At 67.5% G+C, this 14,517-nt stretch carries 16 protein-coding genes and 2 pseudogenes; 12 read left to right on the forward strand and 6 right to left on the reverse strand.

Features of this window, described 5'->3' with window-relative positions; all coding sequences use genetic code 11:
- Nucleotides 1-7 precede the first annotated feature (7 nt).
- Nucleotides 8-1,435, forward strand: a complete 1,428-nt coding sequence (locus tag D3874_RS00275; RefSeq protein WP_119775197.1) for an aldehyde dehydrogenase family protein — start codon at nucleotides 8-10, stop codon at nucleotides 1,433-1,435.
- Between the two features lie 157 nt (nucleotides 1,436-1,592).
- On the opposite strand, the gene D3874_RS00280 is transcribed toward D3874_RS00275, so the two are convergent.
- A complete protein-coding gene (locus D3874_RS00280) occupies nucleotides 1,593-2,822 on the reverse strand; it encodes an acetyl-CoA C-acetyltransferase (protein ID WP_119775199.1) in 1,230 nt (409 codons plus the stop codon).
- Nucleotides 2,823-2,985: 163 nt separating this feature from the next.
- Between D3874_RS00280 and D3874_RS00285 the strand changes: the two genes are divergently transcribed.
- Together D3874_RS00285 and D3874_RS31450 are read left to right on the forward strand one after the other, a co-directional pair.
- Nucleotides 2,986-4,590, forward strand: a complete 1,605-nt coding sequence (locus D3874_RS00285) for a lysine--tRNA ligase (protein WP_119775201.1) — start codon at nucleotides 2,986-2,988, stop codon at nucleotides 4,588-4,590.
- Nucleotides 4,587-4,811, forward strand: a pseudogene (locus tag D3874_RS31450) (DUF952 domain-containing protein); the annotation flags it as partial. The gene D3874_RS00285 and the pseudogene D3874_RS31450, both read left to right, overlap by 4 nt.
- A 26-nt stretch (nucleotides 4,812-4,837) precedes the next feature.
- Here the strand turns inward: D3874_RS31450 and D3874_RS00295 are convergent.
- Nucleotides 4,838-5,680 carry a helix-turn-helix domain-containing protein gene (locus D3874_RS00295; RefSeq protein ID WP_119775206.1) on the reverse strand — a complete coding sequence of 281 codons (843 nt, stop codon included), beginning with the start codon at nucleotides 5,678-5,680 and terminating at the stop codon, nucleotides 4,838-4,840.
- Nucleotides 5,681-5,720: 40 nt separating this feature from the next.
- Nucleotides 5,721-6,569 (reverse strand): fumarylacetoacetate hydrolase family protein, encoded by an 849-nt coding sequence (locus D3874_RS00300; protein ID WP_119775208.1) that lies wholly within the window; start codon nucleotides 6,567-6,569, stop codon nucleotides 5,721-5,723.
- A gap of 46 nt (nucleotides 6,570-6,615) precedes the next feature.
- On the opposite strand from D3874_RS00300, the gene D3874_RS00305 reads away from it, so the two are divergent.
- Nucleotides 6,616-7,563 (forward strand): histone deacetylase family protein, encoded by a 948-nt coding sequence (locus D3874_RS00305; protein ID WP_119775210.1) that lies wholly within the window; start codon nucleotides 6,616-6,618, stop codon nucleotides 7,561-7,563.
- Nucleotides 7,564-7,679: 116 nt separating this feature from the next.
- Nucleotides 7,680-8,717 carry an NAD(P)/FAD-dependent oxidoreductase gene (locus D3874_RS00310; RefSeq protein ID WP_119775212.1) on the forward strand — a complete coding sequence of 346 codons (1,038 nt, stop codon included), beginning with the start codon at nucleotides 7,680-7,682 and terminating at the stop codon, nucleotides 8,715-8,717.
- Here the strand turns inward: D3874_RS00310 and D3874_RS00315 are convergent.
- Together D3874_RS00315 and D3874_RS00320 are read right to left on the reverse strand one after the other, a co-directional pair.
- Nucleotides 8,690-9,250 (reverse strand): HNH endonuclease, encoded by a 561-nt coding sequence (locus D3874_RS00315; protein WP_119775214.1) that lies wholly within the window; start codon nucleotides 9,248-9,250, stop codon nucleotides 8,690-8,692. The two genes, D3874_RS00310 and D3874_RS00315, sit on opposite strands and share 28 nt — an antisense overlap.
- A 147-nt stretch (nucleotides 9,251-9,397) precedes the next feature.
- Entirely contained in the window at nucleotides 9,398-9,994 is a 597-nt protein-coding gene (locus D3874_RS00320) for an alpha/beta hydrolase (protein WP_233559771.1), read from the reverse strand.
- Between the two features lie 213 nt (nucleotides 9,995-10,207).
- Here D3874_RS00320 and D3874_RS32345 point away from each other — a divergent pair.
- The 7 genes and pseudogenes from D3874_RS32345 to D3874_RS00350 form a co-directional block, all read left to right on the forward strand.
- A pseudogene (locus tag D3874_RS32345) lies at nucleotides 10,208-10,399 on the forward strand (glutamate--tRNA ligase family protein); the annotation flags it as partial.
- Nucleotides 10,400-10,425: 26 nt separating this feature from the next.
- On the forward strand, nucleotides 10,426-10,998 hold the full coding sequence (locus D3874_RS00325) for a glutamate--tRNA ligase family protein (RefSeq protein ID WP_338016674.1): 573 nt from the start codon (nucleotides 10,426-10,428) through the stop codon (nucleotides 10,996-10,998).
- A gap of 25 nt (nucleotides 10,999-11,023) precedes the next feature.
- The gene (locus D3874_RS00330) at nucleotides 11,024-11,269 is read left to right on the forward strand and encodes a type II toxin-antitoxin system Phd/YefM family antitoxin (protein ID WP_119775219.1); all 246 of its coding nucleotides are present in this window, start codon (nucleotides 11,024-11,026) and stop codon (nucleotides 11,267-11,269) included.
- On the forward strand, nucleotides 11,266-11,652 hold the full coding sequence (locus D3874_RS00335; RefSeq protein ID WP_119775221.1) for a type II toxin-antitoxin system VapC family toxin: 387 nt from the start codon (nucleotides 11,266-11,268) through the stop codon (nucleotides 11,650-11,652). Before D3874_RS00330 ends, D3874_RS00335 begins: the two co-directional genes overlap by 4 nt.
- A gap of 66 nt (nucleotides 11,653-11,718) precedes the next feature.
- Nucleotides 11,719-12,198, forward strand: a complete 480-nt coding sequence (locus tag D3874_RS00340; protein ID WP_119775223.1) for an alcohol dehydrogenase catalytic domain-containing protein — start codon at nucleotides 11,719-11,721, stop codon at nucleotides 12,196-12,198.
- Nucleotides 12,114-12,767, forward strand: a complete 654-nt coding sequence (locus D3874_RS00345) for a zinc-binding dehydrogenase (RefSeq protein WP_147385466.1) — start codon at nucleotides 12,114-12,116, stop codon at nucleotides 12,765-12,767. Before D3874_RS00340 ends, D3874_RS00345 begins: the two co-directional genes overlap by 85 nt.
- 129 nt (nucleotides 12,768-12,896) lie before the next feature.
- Nucleotides 12,897-13,148 carry a hypothetical protein gene (locus D3874_RS00350; RefSeq protein ID WP_147385467.1) on the forward strand — a complete coding sequence of 84 codons (252 nt, stop codon included), beginning with the start codon at nucleotides 12,897-12,899 and terminating at the stop codon, nucleotides 13,146-13,148.
- Nucleotides 13,149-13,204: 56 nt separating this feature from the next.
- Here the strand turns inward: D3874_RS00350 and D3874_RS00355 are convergent, their stop codons facing one another.
- A complete protein-coding gene (locus tag D3874_RS00355) occupies nucleotides 13,205-14,473 on the reverse strand; it encodes an MFS transporter (protein WP_119775230.1) in 1,269 nt (422 codons plus the stop codon).
- Nucleotides 14,474-14,517: the final 44 nt, after the last annotated feature.

Raw genomic sequence — 14,517 nt, forward strand, 5'->3', positions numbered from 1 at the left:
AGAGCCGATGAATTTCGATGCCGACTACACCATGACGATCGATGGCCAGGGCGTTGCCGGGGCCAGCACGTTCCCCGTCATCAACCCCGCCAACGAGCAGGTCATCGCCCAGGCGCCGGACTGCTCGCGCGAACAGCTCGATCTGGCCGTCGCCGCCGCCCGCAAGGCCTTCCCGAAATGGCGCGCCACCCCGTTCGAGGAGCGCCGCGCCCTGCTCCAGGCCATGGCCGGGGCGATCTTCGCCAATCTCGACGGGCTGAAGCGCCTGCTCACCCTGGAGCAGGGCAAGCCCTTCGCCGACGCGGAATTCGAGGTTGGCGGCGCCGGCTTCTTCCTGCAGGGCACCGCCACCATGGACCTGCCGGTCACCGTGAACGAGGACAGCGCCGAGCGGCGCAGCGAAACCCGTCATGTTCCCATCGGCGTGGTCGGCGCGATCTCGCCCTGGAACTTCCCCGTCATCCTGGCGATCTTCAAGCTGGGCCCGGCCCTGTTCGCCGGCAACACGGTGGTGCTGAAGCCCTCGCCCTTCACGCCCCTGACCACGCTGAAACTGGGCGAGATCCTGCGCGACGTCCTCCCCCCCGGCGTGCTCAACGTCGTCACCGGCGGCGATGCCCTGGGGCCCTGGATGACCGAGCACAAGGGGATCGACAAAGTCTCCTTCACCGGCTCGACCCAGACCGGCCGCCGGGTGATGCAAAGCGCCTCGGCCTCGCTCAAGCGGGTGACCCTGGAGCTGGGCGGCAACGACGCCGCCATCGTGCTGCCGGACGTCGACGTGAACAAGGTGGCGCCGGAGCTGTTCTGGGCCGCCTTCCGCAACAACGGCCAGATCTGCATCGCCTCCAAGCGCACCTATGTCCACAAGGATGTCTACGAGCCCCTGTCCAAGGCGATCGTCGACTATGCCCGGACGATCAAGGTGGGCGACGGCTCCGAGCAGGGCACCCTGATCGGCCCGATCCAGAACAAGCAGCAGTACCAGCGGGTGAAGGACCTGATCGCCGACAGCAAGGCCCAGGGCCACAAGTTCCTGCTGGGCGGCGAGGATCATGACGGCCCGGGCTACTTCGTGCCCTTGACCATCCTGGACAATCCGCCTGAGGATGCGCGCATCGTCAACGAGGAGCAGTTCGGCCCGATCATGCCGCTCCTGAAAGTCGACTCGATCGAGGAAGCGATCGCCAAGGCCAATGCCAGCGAATACGGCCTGGGCGGCTCGGTCTGGTCGGCCGACACGCAAAAGGCGCTGGCGGTGGGCGAACAGCTTGAGACCGGCACGGTGTGGATCAACGAGACCCAGCACCTCAGCCCGACAGCGGCCTTTGCCGGTCACAAGCAGTCAGGCGTCGGCGTCGAGAACGGCGTGGAGGGGCTGCTCGAATACACCAACGCCCAGACGATCGTTGTCAAGAAAGCCACGGCCGCCTGACAGGTGGCACCTCCCTCTCCGCCGCTTGCGGGGGAGAGGGAAGGGGCCCATCGCGTCAGCGATGGGAAGGGTGAGGTGGCCGGCGGGACGGATCGAGTTCTATGCCGACCACCCTCCTCACCCAACCCTCTCCTCCCAGGAGGAGAGGGCTTTCTGGTTACATCCGCTCGATGATCGTGGCCGGGGCCATGCCGCCGGCCGCGCACAGGGTGGCCATGCCGGTGCTGAGATCCCGGCGTTCCAGCTCGTCGAGCAGGGTGCCGAGGATGATCGCGCCGGTCGCGCCGATCGGATGGCCCAGGGCCATGGCACCGCCGTTGACGTTCACGATCGCCGGATCCAGCCCCAGGTCGCGCATGAATTTCAGCGGGACGACCGCGAAAGCCTCGTTGATCTCGAACAGGTCGATGTCCTTGATGCTCATGCCGGCCAGGGCCAGCGCCTTCTGGGCCGCCGGCACCGGCGCGTTCAGCATCAGCTCCGGGCTGTTGCCCGCCGTCGCCACCGCGCGGATGCGGGCCCGCGGCTTCAGGCCGTGGGCCTTGGCATAGTCGGGCGAGGCCAGCACCAGGGCGCCGGCACCGTCGACCACGCCGGACGAATTGCCGGCATGGTGAATGTGCTCGATCCGGACATCGGCATAGGACCGCTCGACCAGCGCCTTGTAGCTGGTGCCTTCCTCGTCCAGCGGCCGGTCATAGACCGCGGCGAAGGCGGCCTTGAGCTGGGACAGGCCCTCCAGCGTGGTGCCGGGGCGCGGGAATTCCTCGTGGTCGAGGGCCAGGCGGCCGTCGTCGTGATAGACGGGGATCAGGCTCTTGCTGAAGTAGCCGTGTTTGATCGCCTGCTCGGCGCGGCGCTGGCTTTCCAGCGCCAGCTTGTCGGTGTCTTCGCGGCTGAAGCCCTCCAGCGTCGCGATCAGGTCGGCGCAGATGCCCTGGTGCGGCTGGGGATGGATCTCGCGCAGGTGGGCGTTGTCGCTGTCGATGAACGGCTTGCCGCCCAGGGTGGAGCCATGGGACATGGACTCGACGCCGCCGGCGACCACCAGATTCTGCATGCCCGACATGATGCCCATCGCGGCGAGGTTCACCGCGGTCAGGCCCGAACCACAAAAGCGATCCAGCGAAAAGCCCACCGCCGCATTGTCCCAGCCGGCATCGAGCGAGGCCATGCGGGCGATACAGGCGCCCTGCTTGCCGGCCTGGGTGCCGCAGCCGGCGATGACGTCGTCGATGTCGCGGCTGTCGAGATTGTTGCGCTCGCCCAGGGCTTTGAGCACCGTCGAGAGGATGCGCTGCGGGTGCACCTCCGACAGGGCCCCCTTGCCCACCTTGCCCACGCCGCGCGGCGTGCGAGCCGCATCGATGATCCAGGCCTCTTGCATCAATCTCTCCTGCCGTTTTCCCGAGGAAGGGTTCTTAGTGCCGTAATTTAAATACGTATTTAAATTATTGCCGACCGGCTTGCAAGGCACCTCTGCCCTGCATTGGTTGACGCAGGCGCCGGCTGCCCCTAGGAAAGGCACCGAGAAAAGGAGTAGACCCAAAATGTCGAGTGAGATCCGCGAGCTGGCCCTCAATGCCCGCGCCTGGCCCTTCGAGGAGGCGCGCAAGCTGCTGGCGCGGATCGAGAAACAGCCCAAAATCCTCGACAAGGGCTATGTCCTGTTCGAGACCGGCTATGGCCCCTCGGGCCTGCCGCATATCGGCACTTTCGGCGAGGTTTCGCGCACCACCATGGTGCGCCACGCCTTCACCTTGCTGTCCGACATCAAGACCCGGCTGTTTTCCTTCTCGGACGACATGGACGGCCTGCGCAAGGTGCCCGACAACATCCCCAACAAGGAGATGGTCCGCGCGCACCTGGGCAAGCCGCTGACCCAGGTGCCCGATCCGTTCGAGAAGTTCGAGAGTTTCGGCCACCACAACAACGCCATGCTGCGCTCGTTCCTCGACCGCTTCGGCTTCGAGTACGAGTTCCAGTCGGCGACCGACTGGTACAAGTCGGGCCGCTTCGATGCCGCCATCATCGAGGTGCTGCAGCACTACGACGCGATCATGGCGATCATGCTCCCCACCCTGGGCGAGGAGCGGCAGCAGAGCTATTCACCGATCCTGCCGATCAGCCCCAAGAGCGGCCGCGTCCTCCAGGTGCCGATCCTGGAGCGCAGGCTGGATGCCGGCACGGTGGTGTTCGAGGACGAGGACGGCACCCTGACCGAGGTGCCGGTGACCGGCGGCCATTGCAAGCTGCAATGGAAGGCCGACTGGGCCCTGCGCTGGCATGCCCTGGGCGTCGACTACGAGATGAACGGCAAGGACCTGATCCCCACCCGCAAGCTGTCGGGCGAGATCTGCCAGGTGCTGGGCAGCAACATGCCCGAGGGCTTCTCCTACGAGTTGTTCCTCGACGACAAGGGCCAGAAGATCAGCAAGTCCAAGGGCAACGGCCTGACCATCGAGGAATGGCTGACCTATGCCAGCCCCGAGAGCCTGTCGCTCTACATGTACCTGCAGCCGCGCACGGCCAAGCGCCTGTACTTCGACGTGATCCCGCGCCACGTCGACGAGTACCTGGACCACCTTGCCGCCTATCCGGGGCAGGAGCAGGCCAAGCAGCTTGAGAACCCGGTGTTCCACATCCATTCGGGCAAGCCGCCGGTGGGCCGCCTGCCCGTCACCTTCGGCCTGCTGCTGAATCTCGTCGGCGTCGCCAATTCGGAAGACAAAGCCGTGCTGTGGGGCTTCATCCAGCGCTATGCGCCGGGCGCCACGCCGGAAAACCAGCCGATCCTGGATCATTTGGTGGGTGGCGCGGTCGCCTATTTCCGCGACTTCGTGAAGCCGACGCGGGTCAACCGCCTGCCCAACGACGTCGAGCGGGCGGCCTTGAGTGAACTGGCCGACTACCTCGAAAGCAACCCCGCCGATCGCAGCGCCGAGGGCCTGCAGAACGAGGTCTTCGAGATCGGCAAGCGGCACCCCTTCCCGTCGCTGCGCGACTGGTTCAAGGGCTGCTACGAGGTGCTGTTCGGGGTCTCCCAGGGGCCGCGCATGGGCTCGTTCATCGCCCTGTTCGGGGTCGAGAATACGGCAAAGCTGATCCGCCAGGGCCTGGCCGGGGAACTGGTCAGCGCGCCGGCGGCGGCGTGAGCACGATATACAAAATCCTGGATGCGGCGGCCTGGGAGACATTCCAGGCCGCCGGTTCCTTTGCCGGCGCGCCGGTCGATCTGGCCGACGGCTATATTCATTTTTCGGCCGGCCATCAGGTGGCGGGGACGCTGGAGAAGCACTTCGCCGGGCGCGTCGATCTATGGCTGGTCGCGATCCATCCCGGCCTGCTAGGCGATGCATTGAAGTGGGAAGTATCGCGCGGCGGCGACTTGTTTCCCCACCTCTATGCCGCGCTGCCCCTGTCGGCCGTGATCACGGCGGCACCGTTGGTCCTGGGTGCTGATGGCCGCCATATCGCCTCATGGCCATTGCCCGGCGAGGACCGAAACGGTGCCTCGGCCTGATCGGCCAGGGCGGCGCTGACACGCCGCGCCACCCGCAGCAGCAATTCGCCGACCCGCGCCGTATCGGCATCGTCGGCCGGCGCCGCGATCGCCGCCACCACCTGCTCGGCCGGGCCGAAGACGGGGGCGGCGACCCGCAAGGCCCCCAGCGCACCGGCCCCGGCATGGACGGTGAAGCCGACCCGGCGCTGGACCCGCAGGGCATGGCGGAAAGCGCTCCAGTTCTCGCCCAGGCCGGCCTTGGCAATGGCGTGGCCGGCAACGTCATGGAAGCGGCGCAGCCGCCGCAGGCTGTCATGGGCCAGCAACATGCGCGCCGCGGCGCAGTCGAGCAGCCCGGTCGACAGGCCGCGCAGAAGGTCGGGCGGTATTGCGGTACCCGGCAGGGTCTCGACATGGGTGACCACGACCCGGTCGCGGAACGGCTCGACCACCGCGACGACGCCCACCTGGCGGGCCAGTTCGGTCAGGTGCGGCCGGGCCGCCGCCAGCAGCGGGTCGTGCTGGCGGATCAGGCGGTCGAGGCCGATCACCGCCGGCCCCAGCGTATAGGCGCCGTCGGGGCCGGAGGCGACCAGCCCGGCCGCGGCCAGGCTCTTGAAATAGCGATAGATGGTCGAACGGGAATAGCCGGTCCTGGCGATTGCCTGTTCGACCGTCCAGTGCGGCCGGTCGCTGGCGAACAGGTCCAGAAGGCGCAACATCCGATCGAGACTGCTCATCCCACGCTCCCGCAAAGGCGGCGAGGCGCGGGCGAGCGCCTCATCCTTCCTGTGATACGTGGTTGCGCAGCAATCCGATCTGTTCGATCTCAACTTCCACGCTGTCGCCCGGAATCAGCCAGGGTGGCAGGGTGCGTCCGGCGGCGACGCCGGCCGGCGTGCCGGTCGCAATGACATCGCCCGGCCGCAGGGTGGTGAAGGACGACAGATAGGCGATCAGGGCCGGGATCTTGAAGATCATGTCGGCGGTGCGGCCACGTTGCCGTTCCACCCCGCCGACCCGGGTCACCAGGGTCAAGGCATGGGGATCGGCGACCTCGTCGGCGGTGACCAGCCAGGGGCCGAAGCCGCCGGTGCCGGGGAAGTTCTTGCCCGGGATGAACTGGCTGGTGTGGCGCTGGAAATCGCGCACCGAGGCATCCTGGAAACAGGCATAGCCCGCGACATGCGCCATGGCATCGGCGGCCCGGACATGCCGGGCCGTGCGGCCGATGACCACGGCGAGTTCGCCTTCGTAATCGAAATCCTTGGAATTGCCGGGGCGCACCAGGGCCCCACCATGGCCGACCAGGGTGTCGGCAAAACGGGTGAAGACGGTGGGATAGGGCGGCGGCGCGCGGCCCATTTCGGCCGCATGGTCGGCATAGTTCACGCCGATGCACAGGATCTTGTCAGGCACCGGCACCGGGGGCAGCAAGGTCACCTCGTCCAGGGCGAGATCGGCGCTGGTCCGGGCGACCTCGGCCGCCGCCAGCCCCAGGGCATGGGCGAGGCAATCCTTGATCGTCGCGCCATCGGGCCCCAGTCGCGCCGAAAGATCGACGATGCCGCCATCCTTGACCGCGCCATATCCCTGGCGTTGCCCCTGGACGAAACTGACCAATTTCATGCGAGAATCCTTAGAACAGCCCTCAGCCCCTCATGCAGCAAAGCCCATGACGCTGCCCATCGTCCACCACGCAGGTTTCGCCCCTGCCCTGCCCCAGGGGCATCGCTTCCCCATGGCCAAGTTCGCCGCCCTGTTCGCGGAACTGGAGCGGCTGGGCCTGACACCGCCCGGCGCCGTGCACACCCCAGACCTGATAACCCACGAAAACCTGCTGCGGGTCCACGCGCAGGATTACGTCGATGCCGTTATCGCCCGGGCGGTGCCGGCGGCGGTGGAGCGGCGCATCGGCCTGCCCATCGATGACGGCGTCGTCCGGCGCGCCCTGCTGGCCAGCGGCGCCACCCTGCTGACCGCCAGGCTGGCGCTGGCCCACGGCCTCGCCTGCAACACCGCCGGCGGCAGCCATCATGCCCGGCCGGACGGTGGTGCCGGTTTCTGTGTCTTCAACGATGTCGCCGTCGCCATTCGCACGCTGCAGGCCGAAGGGCGGATCGCCCGTGCCCTGGTGGTCGACCTCGACGTTCACCAGGGCGACGGCACGGCCCTGATCTTCCAGGACGATCCCTCGGTCTTCACCCTCTCGATCCACTGCGGCGCCAATTTTCCGGTGCGCAAGGAGCGCAGCGACCTCGACATCGACTTGGCGCCGGGCACCGGCGACGGCCCCTATCTCGCGGCCGTCGGCCATGGCCTGGCGGCGGCGCTGGCAGCGGGGCCTTACGACCTCGTGTTCTACAATGCCGGGGTCGATATCCACGAGGACGACCGCCTGGGCCATCTGGCGGTCAGCGATGCCGGTATCGCCGCCCGCGACCGGATGGTGATCGAGGCGATCCGCGGCCGGGGCCTGGCGCTGGCCGGCGTCATCGGCGGCGGCTATACGACCGACGTGGAAGCCCTGGCCCGGCGCCACGCCATCCTGCACCGCACCGCCGCCCGTGAGACGCGCCGCATTGCAGCGAAAGATAATCGGCAAGCGGCCGTCACTGATTGATCGCGCTCAAGGCGGCACAGGTGTAAATGTAATTCCTCTCTGCGGAACTTTAGTGGCGCTCGGGCTTTTTCCGACAAGAACGACGCACCAGATCGTTCGCGACAAAGGAGACAGCAATGCAGGCCAGGCCTTTGATCGCAGTCGTCGGCGCCGGTATTGCCGGCCAGACGGCGGCGGCGGTCCTCTCGGGCGCCGGTGCGCTCGTGACCGTCTATGACAAAGGCCGCGGCGCGGGCGGACGATTGGCGACCCGCCGCGACAGCGGCCTGCAATGGGACCACGGCGCACAATATTTCACCGCGCGCGACCCGGCCCTGAAGGCCTTGCTGGCCAGTCTGACCGCCAAGGGGCTGGTCGCCCCGTGGCGCGGCAACATCGGCACCCTGGGGCCGGCCGGCTTCGTGCCCGGCAGCGGCGCCGAGACCCGCTTCGTCGGTACCCCGCGGATGAGCGCCCTGGTCCGCGCACTGGGCAGCGGCGCCACGGTCTACAATATCGAAATCCGTGACATTGCCACCCGCGGCTCGATGCTGACCCTGACCGATCGCCATGGCGAGCACTTTGGCCCCTACGACGCGGTGGTGGTTGCGACCCCCGCGCCGCAGGCCGTCCCCCTCCTGGCCCTGGTGCCTCCCCTGGCCTCGCGCGCCGCCGGGGTCGACACGGTGCCTTGCTGGGCCTTGATGCTGGCCTTCGATCGGCCTTTGGGGCTGCCGTTCGATGGCGCCTTCGTCGACCCTGCCCTGGCCCAGGGCATGATCGGCTGGATCGCCTGCGACAGCGGCAAGCCGGGCCGCCCGGCCATCGCGGGCGAAACCTGGGTCGTGCATGCGTCGCCGGAATGGAGCGAGGCCCATGTCGAGGCACCGCCCGACGTAGTGGCGCCGCTGCTGCTGGCAGGCTTCGCCGCGGTGACCGGCAGCAGCGCCACCCCGCACACCACCCTCACGCACTGCTGGCGCTACGCCATGACCACCAGGCCCGCCGGCCTCAATCACCTGCTCGATTCGTCGCGGCCGATCGGCGCCTGTGGCGACTGGTGCCTGGGCGCCCGCATCGAAGGCGCCTTTCTGTCGGGCAACAGCCTGGGCGCCGCCCTGGTCGAACGCCTGGGCCTGGCGCCCGCTCACGCCTCCAGTTCGGCGTCCCAGTAGAGAAAGTCGTTCCAGGAATGATGCAGGTAGTTGGGCGGGAACGAGCGCCCGTTCTGCTGCAACTGATTGACCGACGGCACGAAGGGCTTCTGGCGCAGGTGCATGCCGGTTTCCCGCAGCAGGCGCCCGCCCTTGTGCAGGTTGCAGGGCGAACAGGCGGTGGTGACGTTTTCCCAGGTCGTGCGCCCGCCCTTGGAGCGCGGCAGGACATGGTCGAAGGTCAGGTCGTCGCCATCACCGCAATACTGGCAGGCGAAGCGGTCCCGCAGGAAGACGTTGAACCGGGTGAAGGCGGGATACTTGGCGGGTTGCACATAGGTCTTGAGGCAGACCACCGAGGGCAGCTTCATCTCGTAGGTCGGGCTGTGAACCGTGCGCTCGTATTCCGAGAGGATGTTCACCCGCCCGAGGAAGACCGCCTTGATGGCATCCTGCCAGGACCACAGGCTCAAGGGGAAGTAGCTCAAAGGCCGGTAGTCCGCGTTCAGCACGAGCGCGGGACATGCCTCTACCGGATGGGACATCGCGTTCATCGAAGGCCTCGCCTACCGCACCTGCCGCGTTACCAGTACCGCACAAACTATAGGCAATTGTGACAAGCATTGCGGTCTGGTGCCAGCAAAATACTACATGCGGTATGACGCGGTTATGACGCCCCCGTATTTCCCTTGCTTTTTAGATCAGCGATCGAGCAGCACGCGGCACAGGAATTCGCCGCCCAGGGCCAGCCCCTCGGGTCCGATGCCGTGCGGAAGCCCCTTCTCGACATGCCATTGCACACCGATCTCGGCGGCCTTGAGTGCGGCCACGGCACGATGCAGGGCGGCGACCGGCACCACGGTGTCGCTGTCGCCATGGATCAGCAGCACCGGCGGGCGGGCGGTCAATTCGGCCTCCAGGATCGGGCCGACCCCGGCCAGCGCGCCCGAATAGCCAAGGATCCCGGCCGCGGCCCGGGGCCGGCGCAGGCCGACGTGAAGGGCCATCATGCAGCCCTGGCTGAAGCCGACCAGGGCCAGGTTCTCGTCGGTCAGGCCCGCCTTGGCCAATTCGTCGTCGAGAAAGGCATCCAGCACCGGCGCTGCCCGGCGGGCACCGGCCAGGCGTTCCTCCTCGCTGAAATTGGTCAGCGAGAACCACTGGCGGCCGAAGCCGGCCATGGTGCAGGGCTCGGGGGCGTCGGGGGCGACGAACAGGGCATCGGGCAGCATGCGCTGGAGGTGCGGGGCAAGGCCGATCAGATCCTCACCGTCCGCCCCAAAGCCATGGCACAGCACGATGAGTTGCCGGGCCGGGCGCCCGCCGCTGGGGCCAGGCGCGGTCCGTCGATCTTGATCATGGGGAGATACTCCTAACGCGCGTCGCGGGTGCCATAATCATGCTTTCGAATCGCCGCGGGAAAAACCCGTAATGCTCCCGCCTTTGATCGTGACGCGCTTCGCCCCCAGCCCGACGGGGGACTTCACCTGGGCCACGCCTATGCCGCCTGGATCGCGCACGACGCGGCACGCGCCGCCGGCGGCCGCTTCCTGCTGCGGCTCGAGGATATCGACCAGACCCGCTGCCGGCCGGCCTTCGAGGCCGCGATCATCGACGACCTGACCTGGCTGGGCCTCCGCTGGGACGGCCCGATTCGCCGGCAGTCCGAGCATTTCGCCGACTATCGCGCCGCCCTCGACCGGCTTGCGGCCCGGGGGGTGATCTACCCTTGCTTCTGCACCCGCACCGAGATTGCCGCGGAAGTGGCCGCCAGTCCCAGCGCGCCGCAAGGCCCGGCGGGCGCGCTCTACCCGGCACCTGCCGGCACCTCTCCCCCGCCCGCCGGGCCGAGCGCCTGGCCGAGGGCAAGGACCACGCCCTGCGGCTGGACGTCGCCCGGGCCCAGGCGCTGGCAGGCCATGAGCTGACCTGGATCGACCAGAAGGCAGGGGTCCAGGCCGCCCGGCCCCAGGACCTGGGCGACGTCGTCCTGGCCCGCAAGGAAACCCCGACCAGCTATCACCTGGCGGCGACGGTCGACGACGCCCTGCAGGGCGTCACTCTGGTCACCCGGGCGGTCGACCTGTTCCCGGCCACCCACATCCACCGCCTGCTCCAAGCCTTGCTCGACCTGCCCACCCCCGACTATCGCCACCACGGCCTGGTGGTGGGCGACGACGGTGCCCGCCTGGCCAAGCGCGACCGCGCCCTGACCCTGGCCGCCATGCGCGAAGCCGGCGCCACGCCGGCGCAGTTGCGCAAAAGGCTGGGCTTGCATGAAGCGCCAATTGAACTAGACTAACAGGACTTAGTTTAGCGAGAACGCAATGCGGACGGTCAACATCCACGAGGCGAAAACCCATCTTTCGCGCCTGATCGAACAGGCGGCGAGGGGCGAGTCATTTGTCATCGCCAAAGCGGGCAAACCCATGGTGAAGGTCATGGCGATCGACGCGCCGGAGGCCCGCGCGATGAAACGGGTGGGCTTCCTGGCCGGCGAGATTGCCGTTCCCGACGATTTCGACCAGATGGGTCGCGATGAAATCGAGCAATTGTTCGACGGTCAGGCATGAAACTGCTGTTCGACACCCAGTTGCTGCTATGGGCGGCCGGGCAGCCGGACAAGCTTTCCGATGCGGCCCGAGAACTGATCGAAGCCCCCCAGACCGAACCCATGTTCAGTGCCGCCAGCCTGTGGGAGATCGTCATCAAGCATGGTTTGGGGCGGTCGGATTTCCGGGTCGAGCCACATCAATTCCGTCGCGGCCTGCTCGACAACGGCTACCTCGAACTTGCCGTGGACGGTCGGCACGCCTTGGCGTTGATGGATCTGCCGCCCCTGCACAAGGACCCGTTCGATCGCATCCTGCTCGCCCAGGCGATTGCCGAAGGGATCCCTCTCGTCACAGCCGACGCGGTGCTGGCGGCCTATCCGGGGCCGGTGCAGCGGGTCTGACACAGCCTCTCGACGGCGCCGGCCGCCTCCCCTACCTTGCCGGGCATAAGAGGAGAGGATGCGTCGATGAAACGCCAGAAGATGGTCGAGTACGGTGCCCCGCTGTGCGAAGTGGTCGAACCCGACCCGGTGCCCCAGGGTAGCGAGGTTCTGGTGCGCGTCACGCGCTGCGGCGTCTGTCATTCCGATGTGCATATTCACGAGGGCTTCTTCGATTTAGGCGGCGGCAATCGCGCCGACATCCGCGCCAACCGCAAGCTGCCCTTCACCCTGGGCCATGAGATCGTCGGCACCGTCGTCGCCACCGGCCCGGCGGCCGAGGGGGTGGCGGTCGGCGATGCCCGCGTGGTCTATCCCTGGATCGGCTGCGGCGCCTGCCCGACCTGCGCCCGGGGCTGGAACACCTGTGCCCCAAGAGCCGGCACCTGGGCGTCAACGTCGAAGGCGGCTTTGGCGATACGGTGCTGGTGCCGCACCCGCGCTATGTGCTGGATTACGCCGGGATCGACGAGAATCGCGCCGGGCCGCTGGCCTGCTCGGGCCTGACCGCGTTTTCCGCGCTGCACAAGATTCCGCCAGCCGGCGCGGGCGATCCCCTGCTGATCATCGGCGCCGGCGGCGTCGGGCTGATGGCGATCCAGATGGCCAAGGCGCTCTACCCGCAAGCACCGCTGATCGTGGCCGAGATCGATCCGGTGAAAGCCGAGGCGGCCCTGGCCGCCGGCGCCGCCGCCGTCCTCGATCCGCGCGAGAAAGAGAGCCTGACCCGCCTGCAGCGCGAATTCGGCGGCGTCCACGCGGCCTTCGATTTCGTCGGCGCCGAGTCCACCTTGCAGCTTGCCGTCAAGGCCCTGCGCCGGGGCGGCAGCGCGGTGGTGGTCGGCCTGTTCGGCGGCGCCTTCACTCTGCCCATCCCGATGTTCCCGTGGAACGGCATCGCCGTGATGGGATCCTATGTCGGCAGCCTGGCCGAGCTTACCCAACTGCTGGCCTTGGTTCAGTCGGGCAAGGTCGCCGCCATTCCGGTCACCCTGCGGCCCATGGCGCAGGCCAGCGACGCCTTGGCCGACCTCAAGGCCGGCAAGGTGGTCGGCCGGACAGTGCTGACGGTGTGACGTGGCTCACTGATCGGCCATCGTGATAGCGCTACTGCTGAAACCGACCTTGTCGGCGAGGCACACACGGTTAACATGTGCCGCGGAGCCGATGATCGAGTCGGCATCCCAAACAGGAGGGGAATTCCCATGCGTCGTCTTGTTCTCGCTGGAGTCGCCATCGTGGGCCTCGCAGCCCTTTCGGCTTGCGGCAACAGCACCTGTGACGATTTGAAGGCCCAGGCCACCAAATTGGCCGAGGACGCCCAGAAGCTGACCGCCGATACCACCGCGGCCGGCACCGATGCGACAAAGCTCGCCGAAATCCAGAAGCGTGCCCAGGAGCTGGCCACCAAGGGCACGGATCTCAGCGCCAAGATCGTCGCCGAGAAGTGCAGCTGAGCCACTTCAACGCCAATTCGTGAACAAGGCCCACCTCGCGGTGGGCCTTGTTTCGTTCAGGCAGCCACGGGCAGCGGCTGCCGGCTTCTGATCATCAGGGAAATGACCGCCGCCGCCAGGCCCGTCAGCCCGGCCAGGACGAAGGCCTCGAGATAGTTGCCCTGGATGGTGCGCATATAGCCGGCGAAGAACGCCGCGCTGGCCGCCCCCAGTTGATGACCGGCCACCACCCAGCCGAACACCACCGGGGCATCCACTTCGCCAAAGGCCTCCGTCGTCAGCCGCAGGGTCGGCGGCACCGTGGCGATCCAGTCCAGGCCATAGAACACCGCGAAGATCGACAGGCTGTAGAACGAGAAATCCGAGAACGGCAGGTAGATCAGCGACAGGCCGCGCAGGCCGTAATAGACGAACAGCAGCTTGCGCGGGTCGTAGCGGTCGGTCAGCCAGCCCGACAGGGTGGTGCCGACCAGATCGAAAATCCCCATCACCGCCAGCAGGCCCGCCGCCTGGACCTCCGGGATGCCCTGGTCGCCGCACAGGGCGATCAGGTGCGTGCCGATCAGGCCGTTGGTGGTGAAGCCGCAGATGAAGAAGGTCGCGAACAGGTACCAGAACACCCGCCGCTTCATGGCCCGGCGCAGCACGCCGAAGGTGCGCGACAGCAGGCTGCCGGCGGCCGGCGGCACCGCGGCTTCGTCGGCCTCGGCGCCATAGGGGCGAACGCCGATGTCACGCGGCCGTTCCGGGACCAGGAACCAGGCCAGCGGGATCAGGACCGCCGAAGCGATCGCCACCGCCAGGACCACCGGTTCCCAGCCGCCGGCCTGGGCCAGGGCGGCCAGGGCCGGCAGGAAGATCAAGGTGCCGGTCGCCGTGCTGGCGGTCAGCAGGCCCATCATCAGCCCGCGATTCTTGACAAACCAGCGGTTGACGATGGTCGCCCCCAGGACAATGGCGACACAGCCCGAGCCCAGCCCCGAGAGCACGCCCCAGGTCAGGACCAGGTGCCAGGGCTCGGTCATCAGCAGGCTGGAGGCGGTCGATGCCGACATCAGCGCCAGGGCGCAGACCAGGGTCCGGCGCACGCCGAAGCTGGCCATCAGGGCCGCGGCGAAGGGCCCGACGAAACCGTAGATGAAGATGCCGATGGCCGCCGAAAGCGAGATCGTGTCCCGGCTCCAGCCGAACGCCTGTTCCAGGGGCAGGATCAGCACACCGGGCGCGGAACGCAGGCCCGCCGCCGCCAGGAGGCAGAGGAAGATCACCCCGATCACGACAAAAGCGTAGTTCTGGCCAAACGGCCGCCGACGGATTATATTCATGTGACTGACCGGTACGTAGCAGACGGTCACGATCTATACGTACC

The organism is Oleomonas cavernae (genome assembly GCF_003590945.1).
GTDB classification, from domain to species: Bacteria; Pseudomonadota; Alphaproteobacteria; order Zavarziniales; family Zavarziniaceae; genus Zavarzinia; species Zavarzinia cavernae.

Bases quoted from the DNA above. Each gene is read 5' to 3' on its own strand.
- D3874_RS00275 (WP_119775197.1), top strand. From the start codon at position 8: ATGAATTTCGATGCCGACTACACCATGACGATCGATGGCCAGGGCGTT.
- D3874_RS00280 (WP_119775199.1), bottom strand. From the start codon at position 2,822: ATGCAAGAGGCCTGGATCATCGATGCGGCTCGCACGCCGCGCGGCGTG.
- D3874_RS00285 (WP_119775201.1), top strand. From the start codon at position 2,986: ATGTCGAGTGAGATCCGCGAGCTGGCCCTCAATGCCCGCGCCTGGCCC.
- D3874_RS00295 (WP_119775206.1), bottom strand. From the start codon at position 5,680: ATGAGCAGTCTCGATCGGATGTTGCGCCTTCTGGACCTGTTCGCCAGC.
- D3874_RS00300 (WP_119775208.1), bottom strand. From the start codon at position 6,569: ATGAAATTGGTCAGTTTCGTCCAGGGGCAACGCCAGGGATATGGCGCG.
- D3874_RS00305 (WP_119775210.1), top strand. From the start codon at position 6,616: ATGACGCTGCCCATCGTCCACCACGCAGGTTTCGCCCCTGCCCTGCCC.
- D3874_RS00310 (WP_119775212.1), top strand. From the start codon at position 7,680: ATGCAGGCCAGGCCTTTGATCGCAGTCGTCGGCGCCGGTATTGCCGGC.
- D3874_RS00315 (WP_119775214.1), bottom strand. From the start codon at position 9,250: ATGAACGCGATGTCCCATCCGGTAGAGGCATGTCCCGCGCTCGTGCTG.
- D3874_RS00330 (WP_119775219.1), top strand. From the start codon at position 11,024: ATGCGGACGGTCAACATCCACGAGGCGAAAACCCATCTTTCGCGCCTG.
- D3874_RS00335 (WP_119775221.1), top strand. From the start codon at position 11,266: ATGAAACTGCTGTTCGACACCCAGTTGCTGCTATGGGCGGCCGGGCAG.
- D3874_RS00340 (WP_119775223.1), top strand. From the start codon at position 11,719: ATGAAACGCCAGAAGATGGTCGAGTACGGTGCCCCGCTGTGCGAAGTG.
- D3874_RS00350 (WP_147385467.1), top strand. From the start codon at position 12,897: ATGCGTCGTCTTGTTCTCGCTGGAGTCGCCATCGTGGGCCTCGCAGCC.
- D3874_RS00355 (WP_119775230.1), bottom strand. From the start codon at position 14,473: ATGAATATAATCCGTCGGCGGCCGTTTGGCCAGAACTACGCTTTTGTC.